Genomic DNA, 22,810 nt, shown 5'->3' on the forward strand with positions numbered 1-22,810 from the left:
CAAACACTCACTTAACAGACGTCTGTTAAGAAGGGGCCCTTCCTAACACGTGGGAACACGCGCGGCAGTGCGCACTTGCACGTTCCCACGGACACCTCCACGCATTGGTGGATGCAGTTTTTCACAGAGGGGTTCCCGCTTTAGCTACCGTTCAGTAACGTCCGCCCGAACAGCAGCGGCGACCGGTGCCGGAATGTGTCGATTGCCGACATGGCGGTCCCGCCGCACCGGCGCCGACGATGGCAGCACCCCTGCCCGCGTCGTGCGGGTGTGGACAAACGGGAGGTCACCGTGCAGGACATCCTCGAAGCGATCATGGCGGCGGAGGGTTCGTCGCAGCCGGAGCGGGAGCTCGCCGGCCTCGCCGGCCTGCCCGTGCCGGAGAGCTACCGGGGCGTGGTGGTGCGCGCCGAGGACACCCGCATGTTCGAGGGCATGGCCACCCGCGACAAGGACCCGCGCAAGGCGCTGCACGTGCAGGAGGTGCCCACCCCCGAGCTGGGCCCGGGTGAGGCGCTCGTCGCGGTGATGGCCAGCGCGATCAACTACAACACGGTGTGGACCAGCATCTTCGAGCCGCTGCCCACGTTCAAGTTCCTCCAGCGCTACGGCCGGCTCTCCGAGCTGACCCGCCGCCACGACCTGCCGTATCACGTGGTCGGCTCGGACGCCGCGGGCGTGGTGCTGCGCACCGGGCCCGGCGTGACCAAGTGGAAGGCCGGCGACGAGGTGGTCGCGCACTGCCTCTCGGTCGAGCTGGAGGACTCCGCCGGCCACGACGACACGATGCTGGACCCGCAGCAGCGGATCTGGGGCTTCGAGACCAACTTCGGCGGCCTGGCCGAGCTGGCGATCGTCAAGGCCAACCAGCTGATGCCGAAGCCGCGCCACCTCAGCTGGGAGGAGGCGGCCAGCCCGGGGCTGGTCAACTCCACCGCGTACCGGCAGCTCGTCTCGCACCACGGCGCGAACATGAAGCAGGGCGACGTGGTGCTGATCTGGGGCGCGTCCGGCGGCCTCGGCGGGTACGCCACCCAGATGGCCCTCAACGGCGGCGCGATCCCGGTCTGCGTGGTCTCCTCGCCGGAGAAGGCCGAGCTGTGCCGCAAGATGGGCGCCGAGCTGGTCATCGACCGCACCGCTGAGGGGTTCACGTTCTGGAAGGACGAGCAGACCCAGGACCAGGACGAGTGGCGCCGCTTCGGTGAGCGCATCCGCGAGCTGACCGGCGGCGAGGACCCGGACATCGTCTTCGAGCACCCGGGCCGGGAGACGTTCGGCGCCAGCGTCTACGTCGCCAAGAAGGGCGGCACGATCGTCACCTGCGCCTCCACCAGCGGCTACATGCACCAGTACGACAACCGCTACCTGTGGATGCACCTCAAGCGCATCGTCGGCAGCCACTTCGCCAACTACCACGAGGCGTGGCAGGCCAACCGGCTGGTCGCGCTCGGCAAGGTGCACCCGACCGTGTCGAAGACCTACGCGCTGGAGCAGACCGGCCAGGCCGCGTACGAGGTGCACCGCAACGCGCACCAGGGCAAGGTGGGCGTGCGGTGCCTCGCCCCCGCCGACGGGCTCGGCGTCCGCGACACCGAGATGCGTTCGCGCCACGAAAGCGCCATCAACCGGTTCCGCGGTCACTGACCGTACGGTCGTCCCGGATTGCCTTTCCGGCCGAGCGGGGCACCATTCGATCGACGTACGCACAAAGGGCCGCGGGTACCGACCCGCGGCCCTTTGTGCGCCGCCTTCCCCGCAGAAGCCCGACCCGCCCGACCCGCCCGGGAGCTGCCAAGATCGCCTATTGGTCCGGTCTCGCCGGCCGACCGAGTTGACCATGTAAACAGGACGCGAAAGGTGCCGACCGCTCTTGCGAACCACCCTGGGGCGTCTGCCAGTATGTCCCAATGCCCCAGCAGCAGTCCTCCCCTCTTGCGTTCTTCGATAACGCGAACTCACAGCCCGATTTCACCGTTGGCCTGCGTGGTTACAACACCAACCAGGTCGACGACTTCATCGGCCGCCTCAGCGCCGCCCTGAGCCAGTCCGAGCAGGCCCGCGCCGAGGCCGAGCAGCGGATGAACGACGCGCAGCGCCGCCTGCGGCAGGCCGAGCAGCGCCAGAGCGCGCTCGAGCAGAAGCTCACCGAGACCAACAAGCAGCTCGAGGAGAACAGCCGGCCGACCCTGTCCGGCCTGGGCACTCGCGTCGAGCAGATCCTGCGGCTGGCCGAGGAGCAGGCGAACGACCACCGCAACGAGGCCAAGCGCGAGTCGGAGGGCATCCTCTCCGCCGCCCGCCTCGAGGCGCGCGAGATCACCGACAAGGCCCGCGCCGAGGCCGCCGCCATGAAGGCCACCGCCGAGCGCGAGGCCGGCAGCGTCCGTACCGCCGCCGAGCGGGAGGCCGCCGAGGTCCGGGTGCAGGCCCGCCGCGAGGCCGACACGCTGCGCGCCGACGCCGACCGGGAGACCAAGCAGCTGCGTACGGTCACCGCGCACGAGGTGGCCGAGCTGAAGTCGACGGTCGAGCGGGAGGTCGCCACGCTGCGCGCCACCGCCGAGCGGGAGATCACCCAGCAGCGGGCCAAGGCCGCCCGGGAGGCCGAGGAGAAGCGGGCCGAGGCGACCAAGCTGCTCACCGACGCGCGCGACAAGCGCGACAAGGATCTCCAGGCCCTGGAGCTCCAGCTCGCCGAGCGGCGGGAGAAGGCCGAGCGCGAGGAGTCGGAGCGGCACGCCGCCCAGGTCTCGCAGACCCAGAAGCTGGTCAACGAGGCCGAGCAGCGGGCCCGCGCGGCGCAGGAGCGCGCCAAGGAGATCGAGCAGCGGGCCGAGGCCCGCCGGGTCGAGTCCGAGCGCACCGCGAACGAGACCGTCGACAAGGCCAAGGCCCTGGCCGACAAGACCCTCAACGAGGCGCGCGCCGAGGCGCAGCGGGTGCTCAACGAGGCCCGCACCGAGGCCGAGCTGACCACCCAGGCGGCCCGCCGCGAGGTCGAGGACCTGACCCGCCAGAAGGACGCGGTCACCTCGCAGCTCGGGCAGATGCTGTCCGGCCTGGCCGGCATCGTGCCGGGCGTGCCGGCCGGCGGCAAGGCCGAGGCGCCGAAGGCCGACGCCTCCGGGCAGAAGGTGACGGCCGAGTCGGCCGGCTGACCGTTACACCCGCTGTCGGGGGCATGAGCCACGGCGCGGGGTGACGCCGGGTGACCGGTGTCGCCCCGCGCCGTCATGCTTGTGCGGCCCGTTTCGCCAGGAGGGTGAAGTAGCTCCCAGAAGGGGCGTCCGTATCGCCCCCGCAGACCCGGATGCGTGTGAGGATGGGGTCATGTCGCACGGCGAGGAACTGTTCGCGCTCGGCGGGGACGTGACGACGGAGCCCAGCTTCGAGTCCGCCCTGCGGGGGTACGAGAAACGACAGGTCGACCGCTACGTCGCTCGCGCGGAGCACGAGATCGCGGCGTTGACCACCGAGCGCGAACAGGCGTACACCCAGATCCACAAGCTGGCCGGTCAGGTCGAGGTGCTCCAGCGCGACCTGGCCCAGGTGCGCAAGCAGGCGGCGGTGGTGGACCGGGCGTCGTTCCGCCACCTGGGTCCGCGCGTCGAGCAGATCCTCACCATGGCCGAGGAGCAGGCCGACGACATCCTGGCCGCCGCCAACGAGGAGATCGAGGCCCGCCGCGCCGCCGCCGAGCACATCGTCGAGGAGGCCCGGGAGCAGGCCGCCCAGGCGCTGAAGGACTTCGAGATCGCGCTGGCCGCCCGCCGGGCCGAGGAGGAGCGGCACACCGCCGCCCGCAAGGCCGAGGCCGAGGCCACCCTCAAGGCCGCCAAGGACGAGTCCGCGAACCTGCGCAAGGCCGCGCAGGACGAGTCGACGAAGCTGCGGACGGCCGCCCAGGACGAGGCTGAGAAGCTGCGCCGGACCGCCCAGGACGCGCTGGCGAAGGCCCAGCAGGAGGCCACCCAGCTCCGCGACACCGCCAAGGAGATCCACGCCCGGGCCCAGCAGGAGGCCGCCCGGCTGCGCGAGGCGGCCAAGGAGGCGCTGGCGAAGGCCCAGCAGGAGGCGAGCCAGCTCCGCGAGGCCGCCAAGGAGGTGCACGCCAAGGGCCAGCAGGAGGCCAAGCGGCTCACCGACGCCGCCGCCGAGGCCGGCCGGGCCACGCACGCCAAGGCGCTGGCCGAGGCCAAGAAGATCGTGGACGACGCGGAGGAGGCCGCCAAGGCCACCCGCGGCCGGGCCCGCACCGAAGCCAACCGGCTCACCACCGAGGCCGCCGAGGCCGGCAAGCGCAACCGCGCCGAGGTCGAGGCGTACGTGCAGCGCATGCGCACCGAGACCGAGGCGTACGTGCAGCAGGCCCGCGCCCAGACCCAGCAGGAGCTGGGCGCGTGGCGGGCCGGGGTGGAGGAGGAGGTCACCGAGCGGCGGGACAGCGCGGAGAAGGAGCTGGCCCAGCGCCGGGCCGCCGCCGAGCAGGAGTTCGCCAAGCGCCGCGACGAGCTGGACAAGCAGCACGCCAAGCGGCAGGAGGAACTGGAGCAGGCGTACACCACGCGGCGCGACGAGATCGAGCGCACCGCCGCCGGCGTCCGGGAGGCCGCCGAGGCCGACGCGCTGAGCATGCGGCAGCAGGCCGAGCTGGAGGCCGCCGAGCTGCTGCGCCGCGCCGAGGCGGACGCCACCGCGCAGCGCCGCAAGGCCGACGAGCACGTCGCGGCCTCGCGCCGCCAGTTCGAGGAGTACGCGGCCACGACCCAGCAGCACCTCGCCACCACCCAGCAGCACCTGGCCTCGACCCAGCAGGAGGTGGCCGCCGGCCGGCAGCAGCTCGCCGGCGTGATGCTGGAGATCGCCAAGGCCCAGCAGGAGCTGGCCGACCTGCGTACCGAGACGTGGAAGTCGCGGCAGGAGTCCGACGACCTGCAGCGCCGGCTCACCGACCTGCGGCGCGACGCCGACTCGGCCGGGATCGCGGCCACCCCTGTCGACCCGGACGAGCTCGCCACCGCCGCCTCCGGCCGGGGCACCGACGACGGCGACGAGCCCGCAGACGCCCCGGTCGGCAGCGGTGCGCCGGTGGCAGCGAAGGGTGCCGCCGCTCCCGTCCCCGATGGCGCCGCAGCGGCGAAGGGCGACGCCGCGCCGGCGGAGGCGGGCAAGGCGAAGCCGGTCGGCGAACCGGTCACCACCATGGACTCCCCCGCCGGCGCGGGCGTGGACGGTGAGCCCACGGTGGCCGCGGTGCCGGGCGAGGGCGGCCGGGGCGCCACCCCGACGAAGATCACCAGCACCGGCGAGAACGGCAAGCGCCCGACCAAGCCGACCACCGACGAGCGCAGCGCCAAGCCCAGCACGGTGACCGTCGACAAGGACTGATCCACCGCCTCCGGATGCCGCCACTTCGCCGAAGTGGCGGCATCCGGCCCGCCCGGACCACGCCACTCCCCGACCCGCCGGACGGCTGAGGCGGCGGGTAGCGGTGATGGTATGGCCCAGGGCGGGCGGTGGCGACTACCCTCCGGGCAGAGGGCCGCGCGGCGGCCGTGGACGTCACCGGCGGGCGAGCCGGGCAGCGGGGAGGCACGGTGTCGCAGGAGGGATCCGCCGCCCGGGACGACGAGGCCGCGGACGGAAACACCTCCGGCTCCTCCACCGGCGCGGCGAAGCCCGCGAACGACACCACGCGCACCGCGAACGAGACCACGCGCACCGCGGGGCACCCGCGGACCGGCAAGGACACGAGCAGCGAACGGCCGGCCGAGGTCGAGCCGGGTGAGTTCGAGCCGAGCGGGCGCTTCGGCGTACCGGGACGCCCGCTGCGGCGCAGCGCCTTCCTGGTCGGGTTCACCGGCGCGCTCGGCGTGCTGCTCGCGTACGCGTTGTTCCTGGGCATCCGCAACGCCGCCGGCATCCTGGTGCTCGTGGTGATCGCGCTGTTCCTCGCGGTCGGCCTGCACCCGGCGGTGGTCCGGCTGCGCAAGTGGGGCCTGCCGCGCGGGCTGGCGGTGGCGGTGGTGACGCTGACCCTGCTGCTGCTGATCGTCGCCGGGCTGCTGGCGCTGGTACCGCCGGTGGTGACCCAGTCCGGCCAGTTCGTCCAGCAGTTGCCCGGGTACGTCGAGGAGCTGCGCCGCAACCCCACCGTCAACGACCTGGTGATCCGGTACGACGTGATGGAGCGGGTCCAGGCGGCGGCGAACGCGGACACGATCGGGCGGGCGCTCGGCGGTGTGCTCGGCGGCGCGCAGCTGATCTTCGGGACGATCTTCCGCCTGCTCACCGTGCTGGTGCTGACGATCTACTTCCTGGCGTACTTCGACAAGATGCGCGAACTCGGGTACGCGATGGCGCCGCGCTCGCGCCGGGAGCGGGTCCGGCTGATCGGCGACGAGATCCTGACCCGGGTCGGCGCGTACATGGTCGGGGCACTGGCCATCGCGGTGCTGGCCGGGGTGAGCACGTTCGTGTTCGCGCTGGCGGTCGGCCTGCCGTACCCGTTCGCCCTGGCCGTGGTGGTCGCGGTGACCGACCTGATCCCGCAGATCGGCGCGACGCTCGGCGCGGTGGTGGTCACGCTCGTCGGGCTCGCCACGGACCTGCCGGTGGGCATCGCCTGCCTGGTGTTCTTCGTGCTCTACCAGCAGGTGGAGAACTACCTGATCTATCCGAAGATCATGCGCCGGGCGGTCGCGGTCAACGAGGTGGCGGCGTTGCTCGCCGCGCTGCTCGGGGTGGCGCTGCTGGGCGTCGTCGGCGCGCTCATCGCGATCCCCACGGTGGCGGCGTTGCAGCTGATCCTGCGCGAGGTGGTGCTACCGCGCCAGGACGCCCGCTGAGCCGTCACTCGGCGCGCCGCTGGGCCGGGCCGGGCACCGGGGTGTCCGCGAACGCGGCGACGGTGCGGTCGGCGTACGCGCTGACGTCGCCGGTCTCCATCGGGCCGTCCCAGGTGGTCGGCAGCGGCAGCGGTACGCCGGGCGCGACCCGCCGGACGATCTCGTCCAGCACCTTCTCCGCGTCGCCGACCCAGAGGTGCTTGGCGCCGTCCACGCCCACCACCTCGGCCTGCGGCACGGCGGCGAAGCGCTCCCGGGCCTCCTCCGGGCGCAGGTAGTCGTCGAACTCGGGGACCAGCGCGGTGAGCGGCTTGCCCGTCTCGGCCCACACCGCCAGGTCCTCCGGAGCGGAGTAGCGCAGCGGGGGCGAGAGCAGGATCGCGCCGGCCACCGCCGGGTCGCAGCCGTACTTCAGCGCCAGGTCGGTGCCGAACGACCACCCGACCAGCCAGATGTTCGGCAGCTCGTGGAACTCGGCGTACTCGATCGCGGCGGCCACGTCGAACTTCTCGCCGACCGCGCCGTCGAACGCGCCCTCGCTGGTGCCGCGGACGCTGCTGGTCCCCCGGGTGTTGAACCGGAGCACGGCCAGGGCGGCCATCGCGGGCAGCCGCCACGCCGCCTTGCGGAACACGTGGCTGTCCATCATCCCGCCGTGCGTGGGCAGCGGGTGCAGGCAGACCAGTGTGGCGGCCGGTTCGCGGTCCAGCGGCCGGGCCAGCTCGCCGACGAGCGTCAGCCCGTCGGCGGTGTGCAGCTCGATGTCCTCCCGGCGGCCGGGCAGGATCGACGACGCGCGAATCGGAGTGCTCACGTCTTCCAGTCTCCCGTGTCGGCGGCCCCGCCGCCCAGTGGGACGGGAACCTGGTGATCCAGATCGCTCAGCCGTAGCGCGGGGCGCCCCGGCCGCGCTGGAGGTTCGGCCCGCGCCGGTCCCGGGCCCGCCAGCAGCCGGAGTGCCAGTGGCGGCGATCCGTCAGGTCACCCCGGTCGTCGGCCGGCCAGGCCACCAGGTGCGCCACGCCGGGGCGGATCTCCTGGTCACAGCCGGGACAGCGGTACGTCTTGACCGACGCGCCGCCGCTGATCGCGCGTATCTGCCACTCGCCGTCGCGCCACTGCTGCACGGTCGGCACGCCGTGGCGGGCACGCTCGGCGTCCACGGCGGCGATGTCGTCCCGGCGAGGGCGGTTGCGACGGGGGCTCACGGTCACCAAGCGTACGGTCCGCCGGCCGGACCGGCCCGGGTCGGCCGGCCGGCCGGCGGACGACCGCTCAGTCCCAGGTCTCCGGACGGGTCGGGTCCGGCGCCACCTGGACGCCACCCAGCACGAGCGCCGCGTCGCGTTCGTCGAACCCGTTGTGCGGCCAGCCGTACTCGGCGAGCAGGTGCGCCTTCGGCAGACCGAGCAGCTCGATCCGGCCGTATGCGGCGTAGAGGCGCGCGGGCCGCCCGTTGATCTCCATGTTGGCGCCCGCAGTCGAGGTCGACGCCTCGGCCGCGTACCGGTAGGAGACGGCCATCTCCTGGGTGACGGGGCCGGTGATGACGAACCGAGCGGTCACCAGCCGCGGGAAACCGCTCACGTCGACCCGGCAGCCCACGACGCGGGCCCCGTCCGGCAGGCTCGTGGGGCGGACGGGGGCGCCACACCGGCGGGCCTCGTTCAGCCGCAGCGCCTCCACCGCGGTGGTCAGCGCCGTGTCCGGCTGGCCCGACGTACTTGCCCGCGCGTACAGGCCGGGCACCGGCTTCCACTGCCGCACCCGGATCGTCAGCCCGTCGACGGTCAGGCCGCTGGTGCTGCCGTCGAACGCCGCCTCCTCGGCGAACACGCTGACGTCGAAGGGCACCCCCTCGGCGGTGTACTGCCGTAGCGATTCGGCCGAGCGCGCCAGCTCTACCGTGACGATCCGCCCGCCGCCGACGTCCAGCCGGATGCTCTCCACGTCCCGCCATGTCTCCCAGCGCAGGTAGCGGGCCCGGGTGGTGTCGACGCCGAAGTGCAGCACCCCGGTGTCGGTGCCGACGGCCTCCGGCGCGGCCGCCGCTCCCGGCTCGGCCCGCATCACCGGTGGCACCGGCCCGGATCCGACGGCCGGACCGGTGAACGGCCGGTCCACGCCCGGCAGGCCAGGGACGACGGCCAAGCCGCCGAGCAGCGCGACCAGGGCGAGCCCTCCACCGAGCACCGACCGACGACGGCGTAGCCGACGGCGGCCACCCGCCACCGCCCGGGCGGTCAGCCGGTCGATGTCCACGGCGTCCTCGGTGTGCTCCCGCAACACCGAGGTGATCCGCTGGTCGAGGTCGGTCACGGCCGGCTCCCCTTGGTCATCGGGACGCCGCAGCGCTCCCGGAGGTGGGCGAGCGCCCGCATCGCGTGGGTGCGGACGGTGACCGGGGAGCAGTCGAGGATCTGGGCGATCGTGGCGTCGTCCAGATCCTCGTAGTAGCGCAGCACCAGCACGGTGCGCTGGCAGTCCGGGAGGGCACGGATCATCCGCCACATCTCGTCCCGATCGGCCGCCTCGCCGCTCAGGTCGCCGCGTTCGGGCCGGTCGGCGAACGTGTCGATCGCCAGCTCACGGCTGGATCGCCGCCGCCACCAGGACGTGTTCGCGTTGACGAGCATCCGGCGCACGTACACGTCGGGCCGGTCGGCCCGGGCGATCTTCCGCCAGTGCACGTACGCGCGCGCCAGCACGTCCTGGGTCAGGTCCTCGGCCCGGTGCGCGTCACCGGTGAGCAGCCGGGCCAGACGCAACAGAGCCGGGCCGCGGCTGCCGACGTACTCCTCGAAGGTCACACCCCGAAGACGCCGTCACCGGGCCCGGCTGTTGACAGCGGTCAGCGCCGGGTGTGGTCGCGGAACCCGCGGCCGGACTTGCGGCCCAGGTAGCCGGCCGTGACCAGGTGCTCCAGCAGCGGCGCCGGGGCGAAGCCGGGCTCGCGCAGCTCCAGGTACAGCTCCCGCTGGATGGCCAGCGAGACGTCCAGGCCGACCACGTCGAGCAGCTCGAACGGGCCCATCGGGTAGCCGCAGCCGAGCTTCATCGCGTAGTCGATGTCGTCGGCGGTCGAGTAGCTGGCCTCCAGCATCTTCACCGCGTCGTTCAGGTACGGGAACAGCAGCGCGTTGACGATGAAGCCGGACCGGTCGCCGCAGACCACGCCGGTCTTGCCGAGCTTCGCGCAGACCGCGCGGGCCGTGGCCGACGTCTCGCCGGAGGTGCGGATGGTCTGCACGATCTCCACCAGCGGCATGATCGGCGCCGGGTTGAAGAAGTGCAGGCCGACCACGTCGGCGGGGCGCTGGGTCGCCATCGCCACGTCGATCACCGGCAACGACGAGGTGGTGGTGGCGAGCACGACGCCCGGCTTGCAGATCTCGTCGAGGCTGGCGAACAGCGCCTTCTTGACGCTCAGCTCCTCGATCACGGCCTCGACCACCAGGTCGACGTCGGCCAGGTGCTCCAGCGTCGCGGACCAGGTGATCCGGCCGAGCGCGTCGTCCCGGTCGGTCTCGCTGAGCTTGCCCCGCACCACGCCCTTGTTCAGCGAGGTCTTGACCGCCTCGCAGACCTTCGCGGACTTCTCCGCGCCCCGGGTCACCGAGATGACCTCGTACCCGGCCTTGGCGAACACCTCGATGATGCCGGTGGCCATGGTGCCGGAGCCGACCACGCCGACCTTCGCGATGGCGCGGGCGCCGTCGGCGAGCGCGGCGTCCGCGGCGAGCGGCGTGTACTCGTCGGGTACGACCTTCGGCGAACCCGGCCGCTCGTAGGTGTAGAAGCCGCGACCCGACTTCCGGCCCAGCAGACCGGCGGTGACCATCTGCTTGAGCAGCGGGGCCGGGGCGTGCCGGCGGTCCCGGCCACCGCGCCGGTACATCGTGTCGAGGATCTCGTACGCGGTGTCCAGGCCGATCAGGTCCATCAGCGCCAGCGGGCCCATCGGCAGGCCGCAGCCGAGCTTCATGGCGGCGTCGATGTCCTCGCGGGTGGCGTAGCGGGCCTCGAACATGCCGACCGCGTGGTTCAGATAGCCGAACAGCAGCGCGTTGGCGATGAAGCCGGCCCGGTCGCTGATCGTCACGTCGACCTTGCCGAGCCGCTCGCAGAGCGCCTCCACGTCGGCGACCACGTCGGCGGAGGTGACGACCGTGCGGACCACCTCGACCAGCTTCATCACCGGGGCCGGGTTGAAGAAGTGGATGCCGATGACCTGGTTGGGCCGCGTGGTGGCGACGGAGATCTCGGTGACGCTCAGCGAGGACGTGTTGGTGGCCAGGATCGCCTCGGGCTTGCAGACCCGGTCCAGCTCGGCGAAAATCCGCTGCTTGAGGTCCAGGTGCTCGGGCACCGCCTCGATCACCAGGTCCACGTCGTGCAGCGCGTCCAGCCCGACCCGGAAGTCGACCCGCGCCAGCAGGGCGTCCCGCTCGGCCTCGGCGAGCTTGCCCTTGGCCACGGCCCGGTCCGTGGAGCCGGTGAGCGTGACCCGGCCGCGCTCCAGCGCCGCGTCGGAGATCTCCACGGCTGTGACGTCGAGGCCGTTGCGGGCGAACACCTCCACGATGCCGGCACCCATGGTGCCCAGACCCACCACGCCCACCCTGGTGAACTCCCGCGCCACGACCGGCCTCCCCTGGCTCGACTCCGCCGTCCGCGACATGAACGGCCGCTAAGGTTATGCGCCGGAGTCTGCCACGTGACGCTGTGTTGTCGAGACGCCGTGGGATATTTCACGCACCGCGCCTCACCCGGTGGCGTTCTCCCCCACCAGCGCCAGCAGCTCGGCGACGAACTCGGCCGGCCGTTCCAGGTGCGGGCTGTGCCCGCAGCCGGGCAGCACCACCTCGCGGTACGTCCCGCCGGCCGCCGCGTACCGGTCCAGCACCGCGCGGGTCTGCCCCACCATCGGCTGCGGCGGGCACTGGGCCTCGCCCGGCCAGCCGGGCACCACACCGAGCTGACCGAGGTACGCCAGGTCGAACAGCGAGGTGTCCGAGACGATCACGTCGGCGTCGCCGCGTACCCAGGTCACCGGCGGCTTGACCGGCACGGCGACCAGCTCGTCGGCGATCCGGAAGTGGGCCGGGGCCAGCGCGTTGAGCACGCCGCGCGGCCCGGCGGCGGTCCCCGGCCAGTGCGGCGAGGCCACAGCGGTGCCCGGGTAGTTGTCGTCCCCGGTGGCGGTGGTCAGCATGCTCTCCAGCAGCAGGTCCTCGTCGTCGCCCAGGGACGCCGGGTCGGCCACGTACGCGGCACGCAGCACCGCGCGCGGGCTGGTCGGGCCGTCCGCGCTCCGGTCACCGGCGGCGAGCCGGGCTACGAAGTCCTGGTTCGCGCCACCGGCGCCGGTGCCGGCGAAGTCGGGCGTGGTCGGAGTGCCGTCGAGGTCCCGGGTGCCGCCGAAGCCGTACGGGGACACCGGCGCCTCCAGCAGCAGCCCTGCGACCCGCTCCGGGTGGCCGACGAGCAGCCGCATCGCCACGCCGCCGCCCAGCGAGTGCCCCGCCACCACCGGCCGGGCGCCGGGCGCGAACAGCCCCGGGACGGCCAGCAGCGCGGCCACGTCGTCGGCGAAGTCGTCCAGCCCTCGGGTCGCGTCGACGGGCGCGGTGTCGGTCTCGCCGTAGCCGCGCAGGTCGGGGGCGACCACCCGCAGCGTCTCCGGCAGCCGGGCCAGCAGCGGTTCCCAGAACGCGGAGGAGGAGACGTTGCCGTGCACCAGCAGCACCGGTACGCCGTCTGGTGGACCGGCCACGCGGACCGCCTGGGTGATGCCGTTGGCCTGGACCATGTGCCGTGCGCTGCGCATCCGCGCATGCTGACACGCACGCCCGCCCCCGGTCCATGTGCCCCACAGACACAGCAGGCCCCCCGAAGATGGCGGCCCCGCCGGCCCTCACCCCCGCCCCCGCCGCGCCCCGCCCGCGCCGCGCCCCGCCCGCGCCAACCGCGTCGATCATGAAGTTGGCGGCGTTCTGCGTCCGATTTGTCGCCGCCAACTTCATGATCGACGGGACCTGGGAGCGCCAGCCCGCCCGTCCGCCGGCCCCATCGCTGGTCGGCCGGCGGCCCATCAGCGGCGCGGTGATCAAGGAGTCTGTGTCGCCGCACCAGGCTTTTCCGTACCCAAACTCCTTGATCACCGGCCCGTCGGAGGGTTCGCCGGTCCGGTCGCCGCTCGCGTCGCGGCGGTGATCAAGGAGTTTGCGTGACCGCGGGAGGTGTTTCCGTACCCAAACTCCTTGATCACCGCGAGTGGGCGGGACGGGGAGGGGCGCCGGGGAGGCCGGCGGGTGGCGGGGCGCGCTCCGGCGCCGCCGGGCTGCGCGCGCGAACGGCGCGCGGCCGGGGTCAGCGCGGACGCGAGGGCTCAGCGAGCAACGGGAATCAGCGCCCGTCGAGGGCTCAGGGTGGCCTCGACGGCCCAGCGGGTGCCGGCACGCAGCAGCCGTGGAGGAATCCACCTGGCCTCGACGCCCCATCGGGCGGATGCCGGGAATCAGCGAGGGCCGGGGCCGCTAGCTGACGTCGGCCGGCTGCGCCTCGCGCGCCTCGATCGGCTGGCGCGGCCCGGGGACGGGCAGCGGCAGGGTGGGGCGCTGGTCGCGGCGCAGCGCGCCGAAGCTCATCCCGACCGGGTCGGTCCGGGCCACGCCCGGATCGTAGAGGCGCAGGTCGGTGCGGCCCAGCCGGACCACGTCGCCGTCGGCGATCGCCACGCTGCCGGTGACCCGGGTGTCGTTGAGCCAGGTGCCGTTGGTCGAGCCGAGGTCGGTGAGCAGCACCCCTTCCGGGGTGGCCCGGACGGTGGCGTGCCGCCGGCTCAGGTGCGGGTCGGCGAGCACGATGTCGGCGGTCGGCGCCCGGCCGATCACCTGCGCGTCCTGGCCGACCCGGAACGTGAGCCCTCGCATCGCCCCGCCGGACACCGTCAGCAACGGCATCAGCTCAGGATGCTCCTCCATGGACAGTCGACCTCCACCCCACATCGCCCCGCGGCGTCAGCCTGCCACCTCACCGTAGTGGCTTGCACCACCGCGCGGTCACCCCCGTGACCCCGGCCGGTCATCTCCCGTTCGCCGTTTCGGACGGCATCTCCGTCGATGCGACGGGCTGATCGTCCGCGCAGCGTACGGCGCATTCGACACCTACCGGCGAGTAATCCTCGGGTCTAGACTTCGGCCATGACCGCTGTACATGTGCCGGGCGCACCGCTCATCTCCGAGGGTCTACTGGTGTCGACCAGCCCGGCCACCGGCGCCGAGGCGGGCCGATTCCCGCTGGCCGCCGAGGCGGACGTGCGTGCCGCCGTCGACCGTGCCCGGGAGGCCGGCGACTGGTGGGCCGGGCTCGGCTTCGCCGGCCGGAGGGCCCGCCTGCAGCGCTGGCGCGGCGTGCTCGCGCGGCGGATCGAGGAACTGGCCGACCTGATGCACACCGAGGGCGGCAAGCCGGTCGGCGACGCCGTGGTGGAGATCCTCACCGCGCTGGAGCACATCGACTGGGCGGCCCGCAACGCGCAGCGGGTGCTCGGGCCGCGCCGGGTCCGTTCCCGGCTGGTTCTCGCCGAGTTCAGCGGCCACCTGGAATACCAGCCGTACGGCGTGGTCGGCGTGATCGGCCCGTGGAACTACCCGGTCTTCACGCCGATCGGCTCCGCCGCGTACGCGCTCGCGGCCGGCAACGCCGTGGTGTTCAAGCCGAGCGAGTACACCCCGGCGGTCGGCCAGTGGCTGGTCGACAGGTTCGCCGAGGTGGTGCCGGAGCAGCCGGTGTTCCAGGTGGTGCACGGGTTCGGCGCGGTCGGCGCGGCGCTGTGCCGCTCCGGGGTCGGCAAGGTCGCCTTCACCGGCTCGACCGGCACCGCGAAGCGGGTGATGGCCGCCTGCGCCGAGACGCTCACCCCGGTGCTGCTGGAGGCCGGCGGCAAGGACGCGATGATCGTGGACAGCGATGCCGACCTGGACGCCGCGGCGGAGGCGTGCGTGTGGGGCGGGATGACGAACGCCGGCCAGACGTGCATCGGCATCGAACGGGTCTACGCGGTCGACCAGGTCTTCGACGCGTTCGTGGAGAAGGTGGTGGCGAAGGCCGGGCGGCTCACAGTGGGCGCCGACGGGTCCGACCTCGGCCCGATCACCATGCCGTCGCAGATCGACATCATCCGGCGGCACATCGACGACGCGGTCAGCCGCGGCGGCCGGGCGGTGCTGGGCGGCCCGGAGGCGGTCCAGCCGCCGTACGTGCATCCGACGGTGCTCGTCGACGTGCCGGAGGACTCGGCCGCCGTGCGGGAGGAGACGTTCGGCCCGACGCTCGTGGTCAACCGGGTCCGCGACGTGGACGAGGCGGTCGAGCGGGCCAACGCGCTGCCGTACGGTCTCGGGGGTTCGGTTTTCGGCCGGGTGCGGGCGGTGGCGGTGGCGCGGCGGCTGCGTTCCGGGATGGCCTCGGTCAACTCGGCGTTGACCTTCGCCGGCATGTCCACGCTGCCGTTCGGCGGCACCGGCGAGTCCGGCATCGGCCGCATCCACGGCGAGGAGGGGCTGCGGGAGTTCGGCCGGCCCAAGTCGGTCACCCGCCGCCGGGCCCGGTCGCTGCTGCCGGCCATGACGTTCGAGCGCACCCCGGCCGACGTCGCCCGGATCATCAAGATCGCCAAGCTGATGTACGGCCGGGGCCGCTGAGGCAGCGCCTCAGAACAGCGTCAGCTCGTCGCGCTCGATGCCGCGCAGCTTGTCGTAGTCGACCACCACGCACCGGATCCCCCGGTCGGTGGCGAGCACCCGCGCCTGCGGCTTGATCTCCTGCGCGGCGAACACCCCGGCCACCGGCGCGAGCAGCGGATCGCGGTTCATCAGCTCCAGGTAGCGGGTGAGCTGCTCCACGCCGTCGATCTCGCCGCGCCGCTTCACCTCGACCGCCACCGCACCGCCGACCGCGTCCCGGCAGAGCAGGTCGACCGGCCCGATCGCGGTCATGTACTCCCGCCGGACCAGCGTGAAGCCCTCCCCCAGCGTCTCCGGGTTCGCGGCGAGCAGTTCCTGCAGGTGGGCCTCGACGCCGTCCTTGCGCAGGCCCGGGTCCACACCCAGCTCGTACGAGGTGTCCTGGAAGATCTCCTCCAGGGTGATGCGCAGCTCCTCGCCGGCTTTGTTCACCACCCGCCAGACGCCGGGGGCCTCCTCCAGCCGGCACGGCGGGCTCATCCAGTTCAACGGCTTGTAGGCCCGGTCGTCGGCGTGGATCGACACCGACCCGTCCGCCTTCACCATCAGCAACCGGGTCGCCGGGGGCAGATGGGCCGAGAGCCGTCCGACGTAGTCCACTGAGCACTTCGCAATCACCAACCGCACCCGCCGAGGGTAGCCGAGGCCCCGGCGGACGCCGACGAGCGCCACTGGCGCACCGGTGCCATATTGAGATCGTGCTCGAAGTCCTCACCGGTTCCGGTCTGGCCGCCTCGGCGGGCCTGAACGCCTACATCCCGCTGCTGCTGATGGGGCTGCTGTCCCGCTACACCGATCTGGTCGAGCTGCCGAGCGGCTGGCAGTGGCTCGGCAACGGCTGGGTGGTGCTCATCCTCGCCGTCCTGCTCGCGGTCGAGGTGGTGGCCGACAAGGTGCCGGTGGTCGACCACGTCAACGACGTGGTGCAGACGGTGGTCCGGCCGACCGCCGGCGGGCTCGCGTTCGGCGCGGGCGCCGGCTCGGAGACCGTCACGGTGAGCGACCCGGACACGTTCTTCTCCACGCACCAGTGGGTGCCGGTGGTGGTCGGCGTGCTCATCGCGCTCGGCGTACACCTGCTCAAGGCCGTCGCCCGGCCGGTCATCAACGCGACCACCGCCGGGGTGGGCGCGCCGGTGGCCAGCACCGCCGAGGACGCGACGAGCGTGGTCATGTCGGTGGTGGCGCTGCTGCTGCCGGTGCTGGTCCTGGTGTTCCTGGTCGCCCTGGTGTTCTTCGTACCGTGGCTGTTCCGCCGCCGCCGGGAGCGGCGGCGGGAACGCGCCGCCGCCCGGGCGGCGGGCTTCCGCGTCTGACCCGCACCGACGCCCGAAACCTCTAAAATCGGGGCAAGACACCCAAGGAGGTACGGGAGATGACCGCGTCGTTGGAGATGCCCCGGGTCCAGGAGTGCGCCGTCCGGTCCTGCGCCTACAACCACACGAACGACTGCCACGCCTTCGCCATCACGATCGGCAGCAGCGACCACGCCCACTGCCACACGTTCGTGGAGATGCCGGTGCGCGGTGGTCTCGACCAGTTGGTGGCCCAGGTCGGGGCGTGCTCGCGCGCCGACTGCCGGCACAACGCCGACCTGGAGTGTCACGCCCCGGCCATCACCGTCGGCCCCGACATGGACATGGCCGACTGCATGACCTACGAGAGCCGCTGACCCCACGCGGGCGGGTGTTGAGAAGGGGCCCCTTCTCTACCGGAGGCGTTAACAAGGGGCCCTTCCTTTCACGCCAGCGCGTTGGCCTCGCGGATCACCGTCACCAGTTCGTCGATGATGCCGGTGAGCGCGAAGTCCTTCGGCGTGAACACCCGGGCCACCCCTGCGGCGCGCAGCGCCTCGGCGTCGGCGGCCGGGATGATCCCGCCCACCACCACCGGCAGGTCGCCCCGCCCGGCGGCGCGCAGCCCGTCCAGCACCGCCGGCACGGCGGCCAGGTGCGAGCCGGACAGCACGGAGAGGCCGACCAGGTCGACGTCCTCCTCCACGGCGGCCGCCACGATCTGGCCGGCGGTCAGCCGGATGCCCTGGTAGACCACCTCGAAGCCGGCGTCGCGGGCGCGTACCGCGATCTGCTCGGCGCCGTTGGAGTGCCCGTCCAGGCCCGGCTTGCCGACGAGCAGCCGCAGCCGCCCGCTGCCCAGTTCCCGGGCGGTCGCGACGACCCGCTCCCGGACTCCGGCGAGGGTCGCGTCTCCGGCTGTCCCGACCGCACCGGCCAGGCCGGTCGGCGCGCGGTACTCGCCGTACACCTGGCGCAGCGCGCCCGCCCACTCGCCGGTGGTGACTCCGGCCCGCACGCACTCGAGGGTCGCGGGCATCAGGTTCGCCGTGGTGGCGGCGTCGGCGCGCAGCCGCTCCAGCGCCACCTCGACCGCCGCCGCGTCCCGGTCGGCCCGCCACCGGCGTACGCCGTCGGTGGCCGCCTCCTCGACGGCCGGGTCCACCTGCTCGATCGCCTCGGCACCCGCAGCGGTCAGCGGGGACGGCTCGGTCTCGGTGAACCGGTTGACGCCGACCACCACGTCCGAGCCGGACTCCATCCGGCGGCGCCGGTCGGCGAGCGAGGCCACCAGCGCGCTCTTGAGGTAGCCGGACTCGACGGCGGTGACCACGCCGCCCATCTCCAGCACCTTCTCCAGCTCGACGCGGGCGCCGGAGACGATGTCGTCGACCAGCGCGGTCATCACGTGCGAGCCGGCAAACAGGTCCGGGTACTCCAGCAGGTCCGACTCGTACGCCAGCACCTGCTGCATGCGCAGCGACCACTGCTGGTCCCACGGGCGGGGCAGGCCCAGCGCCTCGTTCCAGGCGGGCAGCTGCACGGCGCGGGCGCGGGCGTCGCGGGACAGCGTGACGCCGAGCATCTCCAGCACGATGCGCTGGATGTTGTTCTCCGGCTGCGCCTCGGTCAGGCCCAGCGAGTTGACCTGGACGCCGTAGCGGAAGCGGCGCTGCTTCGGGTTCTCCACGCCGTAGCGGTCGCGGGTGATCTCGTCCCAGAGCGCGCCGAACGCGCGCATCTTGGCGATCTCCTCGACGAAGCGCACCCCGGCGTTGACGAAGAACGAGATCCGCTGGACCACGTCGCCCATCCGCTCGGGCGGCACCTGACCGGAGTCGCGCACGGTGTCCAGCACGGCGACGGCGGTGGCCAGTGCGAAGCCGACCTCCTGCACCGGCGTGGCGCCCGCCTCCTGGAGGTGGTACGAGCAGATGTTGACCGGGTTCCACCGGGGCATCTCGCGAAGCGTGTACGCGATCACGTCGGCGGTCAGCCGCAGCGACGCCGCCGGCGGGAAGATGTACGTCCCCCGGGACAGGTACTCCTTGATGATGTCGTTCTGGGTGGTGCCGGCGCAGCGGCTCAGCTCCGCGCCCTGCTCGGCGGCGACGGTGCCGTAGAGGCCGAGCAGCCACATCGCCGGGGCGTTGATGGTCATCGAGGTGTTCATTTCGGCCAGCGGGATGCCCTCGAACAGCGCCCGCATGTCGCCCAGGTGCGCCACCGGCACGCCCACCCGGCCCACCTCACCGGAGGCCAGCTCGTGGTCCGGGTCGTACCCGGTCTGGGTGGGCAGGTCGAAGGCGACCGACAGGCCGGTCTGCCCCTTCGCCAGGTTGCGGCGGAAGAGCGCGTTGGTGGCCGCGGCGGAGGAGTGCCCGGCGTACGTGCGCATCACCCACGGGCGGTCCCGCTCGGGCAGCCGTCCCGGCATCGCGTCGTCCATGGCCGGAGTTTAAGTTACCGTTCAGTAAAAGAGAGTGTGGAAAACCACACAACCCGCTGCCCGCACCGGTGGGCCGGCGCGCGGCCGGCCCACCGTACGGGTCACTCGCTGCGGGCGGTCTCCGGACCGGTGATCCGTTCCAGCAGCGGCAGGGTGGCGGCGACGACCGCGAGGCAGCCCAGCACGCCGAGGACCACCACGGCGGCGAACCCGATCCCCGGTAGGCGCAGGTCGTAGTCCATCTGCGCGCGCAGGAACAGCTGCGCGGCGACCAGTCCCATCCCGACCGCCACCACGGCGACGGTCAGCAGCGGCACCACGCTCTCCACTGCTACCACCCGGCGCAGCAGCCGCACCGGGGCGCCACTGAGCCGCAGCAGGCTGAACGGCCGCTTCCGTTCACTGAGGCCGGCTGCCACCGCGACCGCCAGGCTGCATCCGGCGAGCACGAGACCGGTCACCACGACGAGGTCGGCCAGCCGCTGCCAGCCCCGCATGGTGTCGGCGAAGTCGGCCTCGAAGTCGCCCGGCACGTTCGGGGCCACGAAGAAGGTGGGGAAGGCGGCTTCGAGGACCGTCCGGACCCGCTCGACAGCGGCCGGGTCCGCCGCCTCGACCGCCACCGAACCGGCGGGCAGCCCGGGAAGCGCGGCCGGGTCCACCGGGGACGACGGCCAGACCCGGTCGGCCGAGGCGGACTCCCGCCAGGGGATCAGGTCCGGCGGCACCTCGGCGACGCTCGCCCCGGCGGCACACCGCCCGTACGCGGGTGGGATGTCCGCGCAGGCGATCACGCCGGAGTCGCGGCCGTCACCGCGTACCGGGTTCTCCCGGACGAGCACCGGGTTGCGGACCCCGGGAATCGCGGCCAGGTCGGCCACCAGCGTTCCGGGCACCGGCGGGTCGTCCGTCAGCACCATCGACACCCGACCGGCCTCCAGGGAGCCCTGGGGCGCGGGACCGCGCTCGTACGCGATCGTCCCCATCACGCCCACGGCCACCGTCGTGACGAACAGCGCGAGCATCACCCCGCCCACCGCGCGGAAGCCGGCGGCCGGGTTGTCGGCGAGCCGGCGCGCGGCGATGAGCGCGGCGGGCCGGGTGGCGCGAGCGGCCATCGCCCGGGCGCCGACCATGGTGAGCCACGGCCCGCCCGCGATCAGCCCGACCATGACCAGCAACAGCGCGGGCAGGAACAACGCGGTCTGACCGTCCGAGGTGGGGGGCCGGTACACCAGGGCGAAGCCCAGCCCGGCCAGGCCGAGCGCGAGCGGGATCAGCCGGTACGCCCGGGGCGGCCGGGGCGTGACCCGGCGGGTGACGCCGAGCGGGGAGATCCGGACCCGGCGCAGCGCGATCCAGGCCGCGGCCGCCGCGCCCGCCGGCACGCCGAGCGCCACCACGAGGGCCTCGGGTACACCGAGGGCCATGTCGTCCGGGAAGAACGGCATGCCGGTGAACGGGATGCCGGCGAGCTGCCCGCGGAACGCGAAGAACACCGCGAAGCCCGCCGCCGCGCCGGCCGCCGCCGCGAGCGCCGCCTCGACTGCAGCGACCGCCGAGATCTGCCGGGGCGTGGCCCCGACCAGCCGCATGGCCGCGAACCGCTGCTCCCGGCGGGCGGCGCCGAGCCGGGTCGCCGTACCGATGAAGACGAGGACGGGAAACAGCAGGCCGCCCGCGACCACGCCGAGGATGAGGTCCACCGCCGCCCCCGGCAGCGGAGCGCTGTTGCCGTCGAGCCGGGTGACCTTCCGGACCTGGTCCAGCCCGCCCACCTGCTCGGGGGTACCGCCGACCAGGACGAGCAGGGTGTCCGGCGAGGTGAGCGCCGCCGGCCCGACGACGCCGAGGTCCCGGCCCGGGTAGCGGTCGGCGAGCTGGTCGGCGGGGGCGGTCGCCAGCAGCTTCCGCAGCGCCGGGGAGGCGTAGAACTCGCCGGGCCCCGGTACGCGGGGAACGCCGACCGGCGTGGGCGCGTCCGGACCGGTCGCGGCGACGTCGATGCGAACGATCTGATCGCCCTGGAAGTAGTCAAACCGGGTCGACCACAGCAGCGGGTCGGCGGACCCGTCGGCCGTCTCCTGCGGGTACATCGACGCGTAGCGGGTGAGCTGGGCGTCGGTGGCGTGCACACCGGCGAGCGTGGTGAGCAGCAGCCCGGTCCCCACCGCGACGGCGGCGGCGATGGCGACCAGCCGGAGCAGTGCCTCCCGGCCACCGGCGACGGCGAGCCGGAGCGCCAGCCCGATCACGAGGCGACCCCGGCGGGGGCGTTGACCCGGCCGTCGCGCACCATGACCTCGCGGTCGGCGTACGCGGCGATGCGCGCCTCGTGCGTCACCAGGACGACTGTGGTGCCCTTCTCGCGGGCGGCGTCCACCAGCAGCGTCATCACCTCCTCGCCGGTGAGCGAGTCGAGCGCGCCGGTGGGCTCGTCGGCGAACAGCACCCGCGGCTCGGCGACCAGGCCGCGCGCCAGCGCGACCCGCTGGGCCTGCCCACCGGACAGCTCCCCGGAGCGGCGGTGCTCCATGCCGGCCAGGCCGAGCCGCTCGAACCAGCCCTGCGCGGCGCGCAGCGCCGGAGTGCGGCGGACACCGCGCAGCAGCAGCGGCAACGCCACGTTCTCCGCCGCGGTGAGTTCCGGCACGAGCTGGCCGAACTGGAAGACGAAGCCGAAGCTGTCGCGGCGCAGGGCGCTGCGGTCGGCCTCGCCGAGCGTGTCGATCCGGGTGCCGTCGAACCGGACCTCGCCGGAGTCGGGACGCAGGATGCCGGCCAGGCAGTGCAGCAGCGTCGACTTGCCGGACCCGCTCGGTCCCATCACGGCGACGACCTCGCCGGCCGCCACGGCGAGGCTCGCGCCGCGCAGGGCGGGTGTCTCGCCGAACGCGTACGTGACGTCGCGTGCCTCGATCATCGGGCTCATGGCCGTACCGCCTTTCTCAGGGCCTCCAGCCGGGCGCCCGTCGTCTCGATCCACCGCAGGTCCGCTTCGAGGTGGTAGAGGCCGTGGTCGGCCAGCATCACGTCGACGAGTTCGCCGCTGCGCTTGATCTCGGTGAGTTCGCGCATCCGGCGCAGGTGCGCGGCGCGCTGGGTGTCCAGGTACTCCTCGGCCGGGCGGTCGAGCATCAGCGCGAGCACGACCTTGGTGAACAACACGGTCTGCAGGTGCGGTTCCGGTTCGACCGGCTCGGTCAGCCAGTGCTCCACCTCGGTGGCGCCCAGGTCGGTGATGACGTAGCGCTTGCGGTCCGGCCCGGCACCGGGAGCGACGTCGCCGACCACCACCTTGCCGTCGCGGGCCAGCCGGCTCAGCGTCGAGTAGACCTGCCCGTACGGCAGCGGCTTGCCGCGCCCGAAGAAGGTGTCGTAGTCGCGCTTGAGGTCGTAGCCGTGGCTCGGCTCGCGTTCGAGCAGGCCGAGCAGGGTCAGGGGAACCGTCATGAGCAGAGACTA

At 73.1% G+C, this 22,810-nt stretch carries 19 protein-coding genes; 7 read left to right on the plus strand and 12 right to left on the minus strand.

The features are described from left to right. Window positions 1–291: 291 nt before the first annotated feature. From ccrA to ACQP26_RS24875, 4 genes are all read left to right on the plus strand, one after another. On the plus strand, window positions 292–1,647 hold the full coding sequence (gene ccrA, locus ACQP26_RS24860; protein ID WP_269707010.1) for a crotonyl-CoA carboxylase/reductase: 1,356 nt from the start codon (window positions 292–294) through the stop codon (window positions 1,645–1,647). A gap of 263 nt (window positions 1,648–1,910) precedes the next feature. Continuing rightward, the gene (locus tag ACQP26_RS24865; RefSeq protein ID WP_269704386.1) at window positions 1,911–3,161 is read left to right on the plus strand and encodes a DivIVA domain-containing protein; all 1,251 of its coding nucleotides are present in this window, start codon (window positions 1,911–1,913) and stop codon (window positions 3,159–3,161) included. A gap of 172 nt (window positions 3,162–3,333) precedes the next feature. Further along, entirely contained in the window at window positions 3,334–5,391 is a 2,058-nt protein-coding gene (locus ACQP26_RS24870) for a hypothetical protein (protein WP_433494145.1), read from the plus strand. 209 nt (window positions 5,392–5,600) lie between these two features. Further along, window positions 5,601–6,851: an AI-2E family transporter gene (locus ACQP26_RS24875; protein ID WP_433494146.1), complete on the plus strand. Its 1,251-nt coding sequence runs from the start codon at window positions 5,601–5,603 to the stop codon at window positions 6,849–6,851. A 4-nt stretch (window positions 6,852–6,855) separates the two neighbouring features. Here ACQP26_RS24875 and ACQP26_RS24880 read toward each other — a convergent pair whose 3' ends face one another. The 7 genes from ACQP26_RS24880 to ACQP26_RS24910 form a co-directional block, all read right to left on the minus strand. Then, window positions 6,856–7,665 (minus strand): alpha/beta hydrolase, encoded by an 810-nt coding sequence (locus ACQP26_RS24880; RefSeq protein ID WP_433494147.1) that lies wholly within the window; start codon window positions 7,663–7,665, stop codon window positions 6,856–6,858. Window positions 7,666–7,732: 67 nt separating this feature from the next. Continuing rightward, complete coding sequence (locus ACQP26_RS24885; RefSeq protein WP_269704382.1) at window positions 7,733–8,065, minus strand: hypothetical protein; 333 nt, start codon at window positions 8,063–8,065, stop codon at window positions 7,733–7,735. A gap of 61 nt (window positions 8,066–8,126) precedes the next feature. Beyond that, window positions 8,127–9,170 (minus strand): hypothetical protein, encoded by a 1,044-nt coding sequence (locus ACQP26_RS24890; protein WP_433494148.1) that lies wholly within the window; start codon window positions 9,168–9,170, stop codon window positions 8,127–8,129. After that, window positions 9,167–9,661, minus strand: coding sequence for a SigE family RNA polymerase sigma factor (locus tag ACQP26_RS24895; protein ID WP_433494149.1), 495 nt, complete (start codon window positions 9,659–9,661; stop codon window positions 9,167–9,169). Before ACQP26_RS24895 ends, ACQP26_RS24890 begins: the two co-directional genes overlap by 4 nt. Before the next feature lie 41 nt (window positions 9,662–9,702). Then, window positions 9,703–11,493, minus strand: a complete 1,791-nt coding sequence (locus ACQP26_RS24900; RefSeq protein ID WP_269704380.1) for a 3-hydroxyacyl-CoA dehydrogenase family protein — start codon at window positions 11,491–11,493, stop codon at window positions 9,703–9,705. A 123-nt stretch (window positions 11,494–11,616) separates the two neighbouring features. Then, window positions 11,617–12,681, minus strand: coding sequence for an alpha/beta fold hydrolase (locus ACQP26_RS24905; protein ID WP_433494150.1), 1,065 nt, complete (start codon window positions 12,679–12,681; stop codon window positions 11,617–11,619). Window positions 12,682–13,390: 709 nt separating this feature from the next. Next, the gene (locus ACQP26_RS24910) at window positions 13,391–13,837 is read right to left on the minus strand and encodes an FHA domain-containing protein (RefSeq protein WP_269704378.1); all 447 of its coding nucleotides are present in this window, start codon (window positions 13,835–13,837) and stop codon (window positions 13,391–13,393) included. Window positions 13,838–14,056: 219 nt separating this feature from the next. Between ACQP26_RS24910 and ACQP26_RS24915 the strand changes: the two genes are divergently transcribed. Beyond that, a complete protein-coding gene (locus ACQP26_RS24915) occupies window positions 14,057–15,559 on the plus strand; it encodes an aldehyde dehydrogenase family protein (protein ID WP_433494151.1) in 1,503 nt (500 codons plus the stop codon). Window positions 15,560–15,568: 9 nt separating this feature from the next. Here the strand turns inward: ACQP26_RS24915 and nucS are convergent, their stop codons facing one another. Continuing rightward, complete coding sequence (gene nucS, locus ACQP26_RS24920; RefSeq protein WP_030503891.1) at window positions 15,569–16,228, minus strand: endonuclease NucS; 660 nt, start codon at window positions 16,226–16,228, stop codon at window positions 15,569–15,571. Between the two features lie 71 nt (window positions 16,229–16,299). Between nucS and ACQP26_RS24925 the strand changes: the two genes are divergently transcribed. Then, window positions 16,300–16,917, plus strand: a complete 618-nt coding sequence (locus ACQP26_RS24925) for a DUF4126 domain-containing protein (RefSeq protein ID WP_262014017.1) — start codon at window positions 16,300–16,302, stop codon at window positions 16,915–16,917. A 59-nt stretch (window positions 16,918–16,976) separates the two neighbouring features. Beyond that, complete coding sequence (locus ACQP26_RS24930) at window positions 16,977–17,273, plus strand: DUF1540 domain-containing protein (protein WP_013288237.1); 297 nt, start codon at window positions 16,977–16,979, stop codon at window positions 17,271–17,273. Window positions 17,274–17,341: 68 nt separating this feature from the next. Here ACQP26_RS24930 and ACQP26_RS24935 read toward each other — a convergent pair whose 3' ends face one another. The 4 genes from ACQP26_RS24935 to ACQP26_RS24950 form a co-directional block, all read right to left on the minus strand. Beyond that, a complete protein-coding gene (locus tag ACQP26_RS24935; protein WP_433494152.1) occupies window positions 17,342–19,345 on the minus strand; it encodes a protein meaA in 2,004 nt (667 codons plus the stop codon). Window positions 19,346–19,446: 101 nt separating this feature from the next. After that, window positions 19,447–21,600, minus strand: coding sequence for an FtsX-like permease family protein (locus ACQP26_RS24940; RefSeq protein ID WP_433494153.1), 2,154 nt, complete (start codon window positions 21,598–21,600; stop codon window positions 19,447–19,449). Next, entirely contained in the window at window positions 21,597–22,277 is a 681-nt protein-coding gene (locus tag ACQP26_RS24945; protein WP_269704373.1) for an ABC transporter ATP-binding protein, read from the minus strand. The genes ACQP26_RS24940 and ACQP26_RS24945 overlap by 4 nt, the downstream gene beginning before the upstream one ends. Next, window positions 22,274–22,798, minus strand: a complete 525-nt coding sequence (locus ACQP26_RS24950) for a PadR family transcriptional regulator (protein ID WP_433494154.1) — start codon at window positions 22,796–22,798, stop codon at window positions 22,274–22,276. Before ACQP26_RS24950 ends, ACQP26_RS24945 begins: the two co-directional genes overlap by 4 nt. Window positions 22,799–22,810 lie beyond the last annotated feature (12 nt).

It is taken from the genome of Micromonospora sp. CA-248089 (assembly GCF_050948515.1).
Lineage (GTDB): Bacteria > Actinomycetota > Actinomycetes > Mycobacteriales > Micromonosporaceae > Micromonospora.